Source organism: Mesorhizobium sp. B2-3-6, assembly GCF_006442305.1.
In the GTDB taxonomy this organism is placed as follows: domain Bacteria; phylum Pseudomonadota; class Alphaproteobacteria; order Rhizobiales; family Rhizobiaceae; genus Mesorhizobium.
Genome location: NZ_VFVW01000007.1, coordinates 370,950 through 381,292, shown reverse-complemented (window position 1 = coordinate 381,292; position 10,343 = coordinate 370,950). Strand labels below are relative to the sequence as shown.

Sequence of the window (10,343 nt, the reverse complement as noted above, 5' to 3'; positions counted from 1 at the left end):
CTCCTCCTCCCCCGCCACCGCCCTTCGCGCGCGCGATGCCACCAAAGGCGGCGTATGCGATGCTTGCACCCAAGGCCGAAAGCAATACACGACGAGACGTAAACACTGTTCGATCCTCCTACAATTTCTGTGAAACTTCGGAATTTGATAATCGAAATGCGACACGCACGCGACTTCCACCCGCAAGACGAGAGGGGTCCTTAAGCGATGCTACCGTAGTGTTTAATTGATTTGCGAGTTCCGCTTTAGCTTAACTTCGTCGACAGAAAAATATCAGATTTTACAATTTTGGCTAAGAGGAATTTCAGTGCCCAAATCGAAATCTCAACCTATCCTGCCTTGAGCGATTTGCTGATATAGAGTGTAGTGCCTCCGCTCCCGACCACAGTTCCTTTGGCGGGCTTGGAAATTGCGGGGCCCCCATCTCACCGATACATTCAGTCTTCAACTTGAGCTTGGGGTTTGCAAGGAAATCAGCAACTACTTTCGACCCGCACGGATCGGAATCTATGACATCGTGTCCGATCCCCCGAAAGACCACCACCTGGCCGAAAGGAAGGGTCTTCGCCGCGTGGTCCGCCCATGCTGTCGGCGTTGCTGGATCATATTCTCCCGACAACAGAAGAGTGGGTATGTCAGTGCGGCGCGGCTGCACCTGCGATGCTGGCCCGTTCTCAAGCATCCAAAGAGGGCATGCCCAGGAGTAGTCGTTCAGCTCAACCCATTTCGACCAGTATTTGTCCTGCTTGCCATTCAGATCGGGGAGATCGCTGTCGGAACAACTTACAGAGAAGTCCATACCTTGGGAGATCTCCAGGTCGTCAGCATCGAAAAGTATCTCCGCCAGGGGTCTGAAATCCTGTTTGTATGTCCTCTCGATCAGCTCCGGCAGGGTCAGGAGCGCATCGCGATCGTATAAAATGCCGAATATAAGCTCGAGGAAATCTGCCCCGGAGACATATGTGTAGCGCGCCTCTTTATCTGTGCTGCGCAAGAGCAACGGCTGTCGATCCAGCTGTCTTGCAATAAGCTGAACAGCATTGGATATCCCATTCATGCATCTGTTCGCCGCCTCACAGTCTCGCTCTAGCAATTTTAACGATCGGTCGAGATTCGGCCCATCTTCGTTCAGGTAATTGATGTCCAGAGGAACAACTGAATCCAGTATACTAGCCGAGACCCCTTCGGGGTGCTGGTTCATCACTTCGAGTGCAAGCCTGGTGCCATACGAGACGCCATAGAGAACCCACTTTTCTATCCCGAGAGCCTTCCGAAGGTCATCAATATCCTCCGCATTCTCCTCAGTGTTGTAGGCATCAAGATCAATGCCCTTTGCGATCAACGCCGTCCTGCATGCAAGAACTTCATCTTTTTTGAGCTTGCTAAAGGTGGCTTCGACCTCAACGCTCGAGAGAATGGCGTTCCAATGATCGGGCTTGAAATATTGAGAACAGTCCAAGGCGGGAGCGGACTTTCCGATACCCCGCTGATCAGCGACGATTACTCGGCGTCCGATCATCCAACTCTGGGCGCCGATGAATTCCCACCATCCATCGATGTCGTCGCTATTGGCAATGTCGGTAGGCTGCCCCGGTCCTCCTGTGAGAAACACCACCGGTTCGTGCCGTTCGCGGTCCGGTTCGAATACGACCACGGACAGGACGACCTCGGTACCGCCCGTCTTCTTTCGATTTTCTGGAACATTCACGGTCCCACACGTCATTGCCCGATCCCGGGGAATTTCGAACCAACAGCTGGTTTTCTTGAACTCACCCGCAGTGAGTTCCCCACCCCCCAGGCAAATGAGGAACGCAACCGACGTGACCACGAGAAGAAAACACCAACCTGGTTTGATGTACGCGCGTCTAAACACGGTAGACATCTCGCCCCTCATTTATAAGTATACGAAAACTGCTCGATTACGGATCGAATATTCTTCGGGTCATCGACAATCAGGAATAAAACGCCCGCAATCACGGATTCGTTATTTATTCAAGACGGAGAGTATTTCCCTCCGATGCCAAGGAACAATTCCGTGTTTCAGAAAAATGGCAGGAAAAAACCTACCCCGCACGCAGCCTAACGACTCTCTCCATTTCGTGTTCCCAAGCGATATTGGGTTACTCCAACACAAAATTGGAAACAAGCTCGACAAACCGGAGATTATATTAGCGCTTTTGATTGAGCCGTGCGCGAGACAGTTGGTCAGCACTGCGCTTATGTAAGCCGTGTTTTGCGCTACATTGCTCATCCGATTTTGCGCGGGTGCTCGCACCCTCCTCCTTATGGTGGATTCCCATTCTTTAGCATTAACGCATATAAAGACCGCGCTTCTGCACTCACGATGGGAACACAACCATGCGGAATCGAAAGTCACTCCAACTGGCGCTTTTGGCTTGTATATCGCTTTTTCTCACCGACGCCGCTTTAGCGAAAGATGCCTACAAGACACCCTGTAGAGCGGACGCCAAGCGGGTGTGCCACATGGACAACGAAGTTAAGGCGCAAGGCTGCCTTAAACAGCACCTCAGCGAAGTCACGCCGGCTTGCAAGGCCTTCCTCACTAAACAATGAAATGACCACGGATCCTGTTGTTCCGCGTGCTCCAACAGCGGGGTTGCTCGCCGTGGGGTCTCACGCGATGGCACGATGAGCAAGGCGGACACCGTTCGCCCTGCCGGCATTCTGGTCCCGTTCGCTCCAACCGGGCGCCAGTCACGGCCCCGCCAGTTGCGTGGACATGCGAGGATGGCCGGGATTGACGAAAGGTATCAAAGGCCAGCGAGCGGCTGGCTTGTCTGTCTGACAGCCTGCCTCAGCCCACCCTGACCACGAAATGCTTCGTCACCGGCTCGATGATCTTCCAGGTTCCCTTGAAATCGGCTTCCACCACGAAGGCGTCGCCGGGGCCGACTTCGACCGGCGTGCCGCCGTCGGGCGTGATGATGATGCGGCCCGCGATCATGTGCACGAACTCATAGTCGGTGTAGGTGGCGTGATACGTACCGGGCGACGCCCGCCAGGTTCCTGAGATCACCTTGCCGTCCGCGGTCGTGTGCTGGACGGCGGTTTGCATCGTCGGCCGGCCCTCGACCGCGATCCAGCCAGGCAGGTCGCCGGCTTCCGCGTGTTCGACGGTGCCGAATTTCAGGATCGTCTTGTTCGTCATGCCGGGGCTCCGTTTTGCTTCGCTGTCGCACCGTCGGATAGCCGTTACGCGTGGCGTGGGCAATGCCGCCAGGGGGACCAGGGCAACCAATCCGGGTTCACCGGCGCCTTCGCACTGTTTGACGGAGCTCTGAACGAAAAAACCCGCCTGCTCGGCGGGTCCCTGGCGCGACTCAGCACCATAGGCAATTTGTAGCATTAACTGCCTTCACAGTCAATGAAGCTGAGTTCGCGGCCTTGCACCAGGAACCAGGCGCGTCCGCGCCTGGGGTGGGCGATTTGGCAATTCCTGCTGCTCCTCAGTCTGAAATCCTCAGGGCTTGTGGCGCGCCGCGACGAGTTCCGCCTTGCGCCTTGCCGTTTCCATTCCCAGCCCGATGAAGGCGCGCGCGTGCTTGGCCAGCGCCATGTTGTCCGTCCACAGATTACGCCAGATGGCGGTCTTCTTCGACAGGTTCTCGTCGACGATCTCCGAGGAGAAGGATTCGAAGCTGAGATCGTCGGCATAGCCGATCGCCGTCAGCGCATCGAATATCGCGGCGAAGTCGATATTGCCGGTGCCGAGGAAGCCGCGATGGCTCTCGCCGATATGGACATAGCCGATCTTGCCGGCGGCATGGCGGATGGCCAGCCCGACATCGGCCTCCTCGATGTTCATGTGGAAGGTGTCGAGGTGGAGAAAGATGTTGTCGGAGCCGGTGTCCTCGATGAAGGCCAGCCCTTGCGCGGCGGTGTTGAGCAGATTGCTCTCAAAGCGGTTGACGATCTCGAGGTTGAGCGTGACGCCTGCCGCCTTCGCGGTTTCGGCGACCTTGGCCAGCGTCCCGGCGCTGCGGTTCCACTGGTCTCGCGTCGGCGCCTCGGTCTGCAATCCGTGGCTGGTCGAGAGGATACCGGCTACCTTCTGGCCGCCGAGGTCGCGCGTCAGGGCGATGGTGTCGTTGAGGATCCCGACGCCGCGCGCGGCGACCGCCTTGTCGGCGCTCGAAATGTCGCCGTCGACCGGCAGGCCGATGCTGATCGCCACGCCGAGGTCGAGATCGGCGATGCGCTTGGCGAGCCCGCCAATATCGACATTGGCGGGGTCGAGATAGGAGAATTCGATCAGGTCGAAGCCGGCCTCCTTGGTGTTGGCCAGCGTGCGTTCGAGCTCGGCCTGCGTCGAGCTCGCCGACCAGACGAAAGAGTGGATTCCGATGCGCGACATGATCGTCTCCGGTTTTGCGACGAAATGAGGAGGACGCGGCAGGTCAGCCCGGCCGCGTCCGCCTTGGACTGATCAGCGGGCCGCGGTCCAGCCCTTGTAGTCCTTCAGATTCTCGGCGGTGATCAGCTTCGGATCGAGCAGCACCACCGGCTCCGCCGGCTTCTTGCCGGCAAGCACGTCGGCGGCCATCGTCAGCGACTGGCCGGCCATCACGTAGGGATCCTGCGAGGCAGAAGCCTTGATCATGGACTTGCCGGATGCCAGTTCCTTCTCGATGTCCGGCGCGCCGTCGACGGCGGTGAAGATGAACTCCGAGCGGTTGAGCTGCTTGGCGGCGAGCTCGGCGCCGATCGCCGTCGGATCGTTGATGGCGAACACCGCGTCGATCTTGTCGAAACGGGTCAGCAGCGACTGGAACACCTTCAGGCCGCCGTCGCGCGAGCCTTCGGCGTTCTGGTCGTCGGACAGGATCTTGATGTCAGGATGCTGGGCAAGCACGTTCTTGCAGCCCTTCACGCGCTCCAGGATCGACGAGGACGCCGGACCGTTGAGGATGACGTAGTTGCCCTTGCCGCCAGTTTGGTCGACCAGATATTGGCAGGCCTCCTCGCCGGCCTTGACATTGTTGGTCATCACGGTGACGTCGGCGCCTGGCGCGGAGACGTCGAAGGCCGCGACCACGATGCCCGCCGCCTGCGCCTTCTTCACCGCGGGCGCGATCGCCTTGGCATCGACGGCGTTGAGCATGATGACGTCGACGCCGGCGGCGATGAAGGAATCGACCTGCGAGACCTGCTTGTTCAAGTCATAGTCGGCCGACACCGACGTCACCTCGACGTTCGGATTGATCTTCTTGGCCGCGTCCTCGATGCCCTTGATGGTGGCGACGAAGAAGGGGTTGCCGAGCAGGCCGACCGAGATGCCGACCTTGTTCAGGTCCTTGGCCGATGCCGGCGCAATGGCGACGGCCGCGAACGCGGCGCCGCAGAGCAGTTTGGCGATGGTCTTCATTACGCTTACTTCCTCCTGATGCCCCGCGCCTCTCACGGTGCGTTACACAAGCCGGTCTTTGATGCCGGCGACAAGGTCACTCACGTTCTTGCCCCTGCCTGGAGCCTGTAGCGGTCGAGGGCGACCGCCACGATGATGACCAATCCCTTGATGATGTACTGCCAGATGTCCGAGACGCCGGCCAGGATGAGCCCGTTGGACAGCACGGCGATGATCAGCCCGCCGATCAGCGTGCCCCAGATCGAGCCGACGCCGCCGACGAAGCTTGTGCCGCCCAGGATGACCGCGGCGATGGCGTCGAGTTCGTAGGACTGGCCGAGCTGCAGGCCGTTGGCGGCATAGAGCCTGGCCGCCGACATGGCGCCGCCGAGACCTGCCAGCAGGCCGGACACGCCATAGACGAAGAGCAGCACCAGCGGCACCTTGATGCCGGTCAGCCGCGCCGCCTCGGCATTGCCGCCCACGGCATAGATCCAGGTGCCGAGCACGGTGCGTTTCAGCACCAGCCACGACACCACCACCACCGTCAGCGCGATGATGACCAGCCAGGGAACGCCGAACAGCGAGCCGTTGCCGATGAAGTCGAACGGCAGGTCGGAGTTGAACACGGTCGTGTCTTCGCCGAGCAGGCGGGCGACGCCGCGCACGGCGGTCAGCGATCCCAGCGTGACGATGAAGGGCGGCAGCCTGATATAGGCGATGAGCAGCCCGTTGATGACCCCGAAGCCGAGACCGACCAGAATGGCCGCCGGTACGCCGAGCAGGCCCCAGTCCGGCACCAGCGACACCAGCACCGCCACCATTGCGGAAGCGGCAAGGATCGAGCCGACCGACAGGTCGATGCCGCCGGTGAGGATGACAAAGGTCATGCCGGCGGCGAGCACGATGTTGATCGACGATTGCTGCGTGACGATCAACAGGTTGGTGCCGGTGAGAAAACGCGGATTGATGAACTGGAAGCCGGCCGCCAGCAACACCAGCACCGGCAGCATGCCGAGCGCGGCGAGAGCCGTGCGCAGCCGCCGGCTCCTGACCGCCGCCTGATCCACACTTGTCGTCGCGGTCGTTCTGTCGGTCATCCCTTCGGTCCTTCCTGGGCCGCTCCCGTCGCAAGTTCCATGATCGCTTCCTGGCGAAGCGCCTCGCCCCGGGACGCCGTCACCTCGCCCGCTATGGCGCCGTCGCGCATCACCAACACCCGATCGGCGACGCCGATCACCTCTGGCAATTCGCTGGAGATCATCAGTATGGCGATGCCCCGGTTGGCGAGATCGTCGATCAGCCGGTAGATTTCCGATTTGGCGCCGACATCGACGCCGCGCGTCGGCTCGTCGAGGATGACGACCTTCGGCTCGGTCTCCAGCAGGCGAGCCAGCAGCACCTTCTGCTGGTTGCCGCCCGACAGCGAACCGGCATTGGCCTGCGCCGAGCGGGTGCGGATCGAGAGATCGGCGACGGCTTTCGCAGCGCGCCTGTCGGCGGCGGCGAAGTCCCGCAAGCCGCCGGCGCGCGCATCCCTGGCCAGCACGCCCATGTTGATGTTGTCGGAAATAGACATGTCGAGGAACAGGCCGAGTTCCTTGCGGTCCTCGGTGAGATAGGCGATGCCGGCATCGAGCGCCTCGCGCGGCGAGCCGATGGCGATCGGCTTGCCGTCGAGCTCCAGCGTGCCGGCGCTGCGCCGGTCGGCGCCGAAGATGAGCCTGGCAAGTTCGGTGCGGCCCGAGCCGACGAGGCCCGCCAGCGCCAGCACCTCGCCGTGATAGAGGTCGAAGGAGCAGTCCTTCAGCAGCCTGCTGTCGGACATGCCGCGCACCGACAGCGCCACGGCACGCTTTTCGCCCGGCGCGCGGTGATCCTTCTTGTAGAACGCCGAGAGATCGCGGCCGACCATCATCGAAACGAGGCGCGAGGCGCTGAGGTCGGCGCGCTCCAGCGTGCCGACATAGCCGCTGTCGCGCAGCACGCTGACGCGGTCGGCGAGCTGGTAGACCTCTTCCATGCGATGGCTGATGTAGATGATGGCGATGCCTTGCGCCTTCAGCGTCGCGATCACCTCGAACAGCCGCTCGGTCTCGCGCGAGGTCAGCGACGTCGTCGGCTCGTCCATGACGATGATGCGCGCATTGGTCGACAGCGCACGCGCGATCTCGACCAGCTGGCGCTCGCCCAGTGACAGGCCGGAAACCAGGGCACGCGCCGAAAAGGAAACGCCGAGCCGGCCAATGATCTCGGTCGCGCGCCGGTTGCACTGGTCGCGGTCGACGATGCCGAAACGGCGCGGTTCGTTGCCGAGGAAAATGTTCTGCGCCACGGTCAGATTGGGCGCCAGCGACAGTTCCTGGTAGATCACCGCGACGCCGCTGGCGCGCGCCTTGATCGGATCGCCGGTTGCCGCCGGCATGCCATCGATCAGGATCTCGCCGCCGGGATCGGGACGATAGGCGCCCGACAGCACCTTCATCAGCGTCGACTTGCCGGCGCCGTTCTCGCCCATCAGCGCGTGCAGCTCGCCGGCCTGGACGGTAAGCGAAACATCCTGCAGGGCGCGGATCGCGCCGAACGTCTTCGAAATATGGCGCATTTCCAGCACCGGGTGGCGTTCCGCCCCCATGCCGGCTGTCTCCGTTTTGGCCTGCGCGCTCATCGGGCTGCGACCTTGCCGGCGGTCCCGGCGACCAGATCGCGCCAGCCGTCGCGGTAGCCGGCGAGGCTGGTGAAGCGCACTGCTTTCACCGGCTCCGGCGGCTCGGCGGCGAATTCACGCCCGACGCTCTCGAAAGCCAGGGCCGCAGCGCCCGTGGCGCTGCCTTGCAGCGAAGCGCCCTGCATGAAGGCCTGCTCCGGCCGCAGCTGCGCCAGCAGGCTGGCGAGCAGGCCGCCAGTGTTGAGACCGCCGTCGACGATCACGGTGTTGCTGGAATGGATGAGGTCGAGGCAGAGGTCGAGCATCAGCGCGACATAGAGCAGTGCCACGGCCGCACGCTCGCCGGCATCAGGCGTGCGTCCGACCAGCCGGCCCGAACGGCCTGGCATCGGCCCGCCCGGCGCGAAGCTCGGCAATGCCATCATGCCGGCATCGATCGCCCGCTGCACCGCCGCGCCTTCGACCGGGCCTTGCCAGCCGTCGCTGATGGCGGCGAATTCGCGCCCGCCCATGAAGCGGATGGTCGGCACCGGGCCGCCGTCCACATCGACATTGACCAGCATGTCGCGATCGCGGTCGAGCGCCTCGAGCGGACAGTCGGGATTGAGCACGATGACCCAGGTGCCGGTCGAAACCACTGTCACCGAGCCCAGCCCCTGCCGCCGATAGGCATGGAGCGCGGCATTCGAGTCGTGGACGCCGTTGTGGATGGCGAGCGGCCGCGACGCGCTGCCGAAGTCCTGTTCGCCGATGACAGTACCGGCACGCGCGAAGGCCGGCATCTGGTGGCGCCACCCCTCGGCGCCGACCAGTGAGGAAAAATCGTGACGACGCGGCGCCCACAGATGCGAATGGCAGCCGAGATAGGACACTTCGCAAACCGGCCTGCCGCCAAGGCGCCAGCTCCAATATTGCGGATAGCCGAGAATCCATTTCGCCGTCGCGAAAGCGTCGGATGCGGCCTCCTGCAGCCACAGCATGTGGCGGCCGTAGTTGAAACCGAGCGGCAGCCGCGGCGAGAACGTCTCGGCGTAGTCCGGAATGCGGCGATCGATCCGCGCGGCGATTTCGGCCGGCGGCTCCTGCTCATAGTCGAGGATCGGATGCGTCAGCGCCGCGTCGTCCACGAGGGCGAAGGTGCAGCCATGGCCCGACACCATCACCCCTTCCACGCCATGGTTTTCGATCACAGCGGTGACGGCGCCGAGCGCCCAATCGTGGAGGTCGGCCTCATCGAGCACGCTGAAGCCGCCTTGGCGCGTCCATTTCGGCTGGGTCCGGCGCTCGTCGAGAATGCGTCCGTCCTGGCCGAAGACGAACAGCTTCGAATTGGTCTTGCCGAAGTCGAGCACCGCGACCTTCATGCGATGGCTCCCGTGGTCGAAGCAATCCGCACCATGACGCCGGCATCCTCCAGCATGCGCGCGTCGGCATCGGAAAGACCGTCGTCGGTGACCAGCGTGCCGATGCGCGACAGGGGCAGCGCAACGTTACGGGCCTGGATCGAAAGCTTGCGGCTGTCGGCCAGCACGACGATCTGGTCGGCGCACTGGCTAAGCTCGACGATCGAGCGCACCAGCAGCGGGTGCGATTCCAGCAAGCCTTCCTGGCCGATGCCTTGCGCGCCGAGAAAGAACTTCGAAGCGTAGAAAGGTGCCGGATGGGTGAGCGAGTGAATGATGCCCGGCTCGCGATGCAGGTCGCCGCCGGCAACGGTCAGGCTGCAATGGCCATGATCGCTCAGATACGCCGCCAGCGGCATCGAGTTGGTGTAGAGCCGGATGCTGCGCTCGGCGAGCTTGACCCCGAGATGGAAACAGGTCGAGCCGCCATGCACGATAACCGCGTCGCCGTCGCGCACCATGGTCGCGGCTAGGTTGGCGATCTGCCGCTTGGCCTCGACCGCGAGGTCGCGATTCTCGTCATAGGGCCGGGCATAGGCGACGCCGGCCTGCGACGTGCCGTCGAGCGCCGAAACACCGCCATAGACCTTGCGCGCCTCGCCCGCCTCGTCGATCCGGTCGATGTCGCGCCGCACCGTCGCGGCCGAAACGCCGAGCCGCTCCTGCAGCTCCCGCACCGAGGCGAAGGGGCGATCACGCAAGAGTTCGACGATCTGACGCTGGCGGCCGGAGTCGCTCAACTGTTTCCTCCAAAACGCCGTTCTGCGACGGCAGTTGGTGTAACTTACTCAACATTAGCTCGATTGCAAGCCGCAACTGACGGTATTCGATCACGGTTGACGGAACTCACTCTTATCTGCGATATCAACCCGTCGAATGCCCGACCACCGCATTCGACGGTTGGCGG

The 10,343-nt window shown here is 62.3% G+C and carries 8 protein-coding genes; all 8 read right to left on the bottom strand.

Annotated features, from left to right (window positions below; genetic code table 11):
• Window positions 1-304: 304 nt before the first annotated feature.
• Window positions 305-1,723, bottom strand: coding sequence for an alpha/beta hydrolase (locus FJ953_RS22025; protein WP_181175039.1), 1,419 nt, complete (start codon window positions 1,721-1,723; stop codon window positions 305-307).
• A 1,092-nt stretch (window positions 1,724-2,815) separates the two neighbouring features.
• Window positions 2,816-3,169, bottom strand: a complete 354-nt coding sequence (locus FJ953_RS22020) for a cupin domain-containing protein (RefSeq protein ID WP_140501578.1) — start codon at window positions 3,167-3,169, stop codon at window positions 2,816-2,818.
• A 312-nt stretch (window positions 3,170-3,481) separates the two neighbouring features.
• Window positions 3,482-4,375 (bottom strand): sugar phosphate isomerase/epimerase, encoded by an 894-nt coding sequence (locus FJ953_RS22015; RefSeq protein ID WP_140584663.1) that lies wholly within the window; start codon window positions 4,373-4,375, stop codon window positions 3,482-3,484.
• Between the two features lie 72 nt (window positions 4,376-4,447).
• On the bottom strand, window positions 4,448-5,386 hold the full coding sequence (locus tag FJ953_RS22010; protein ID WP_140517934.1) for an ABC transporter substrate-binding protein: 939 nt from the start codon (window positions 5,384-5,386) through the stop codon (window positions 4,448-4,450).
• Between the two features lie 80 nt (window positions 5,387-5,466).
• Window positions 5,467-6,465: a ribose ABC transporter permease gene (locus FJ953_RS22005; RefSeq protein WP_140517933.1), complete on the bottom strand. Its 999-nt coding sequence runs from the start codon at window positions 6,463-6,465 to the stop codon at window positions 5,467-5,469.
• Window positions 6,462-8,033, bottom strand: a complete 1,572-nt coding sequence (locus FJ953_RS22000; RefSeq protein WP_140625049.1) for a sugar ABC transporter ATP-binding protein — start codon at window positions 8,031-8,033, stop codon at window positions 6,462-6,464. Before FJ953_RS22000 ends, FJ953_RS22005 begins: the two co-directional genes overlap by 4 nt.
• On the bottom strand, window positions 8,030-9,397 hold the full coding sequence (locus FJ953_RS21995) for an FGGY-family carbohydrate kinase (protein WP_140625048.1): 1,368 nt from the start codon (window positions 9,395-9,397) through the stop codon (window positions 8,030-8,032). Before FJ953_RS21995 ends, FJ953_RS22000 begins: the two co-directional genes overlap by 4 nt.
• Window positions 9,394-10,176 carry a DeoR/GlpR family DNA-binding transcription regulator gene (locus FJ953_RS21990; RefSeq protein WP_140525811.1) on the bottom strand — a complete coding sequence of 261 codons (783 nt, stop codon included), beginning with the start codon at window positions 10,174-10,176 and terminating at the stop codon, window positions 9,394-9,396. Before FJ953_RS21990 ends, FJ953_RS21995 begins: the two co-directional genes overlap by 4 nt.
• Window positions 10,177-10,343 lie beyond the last annotated feature (167 nt).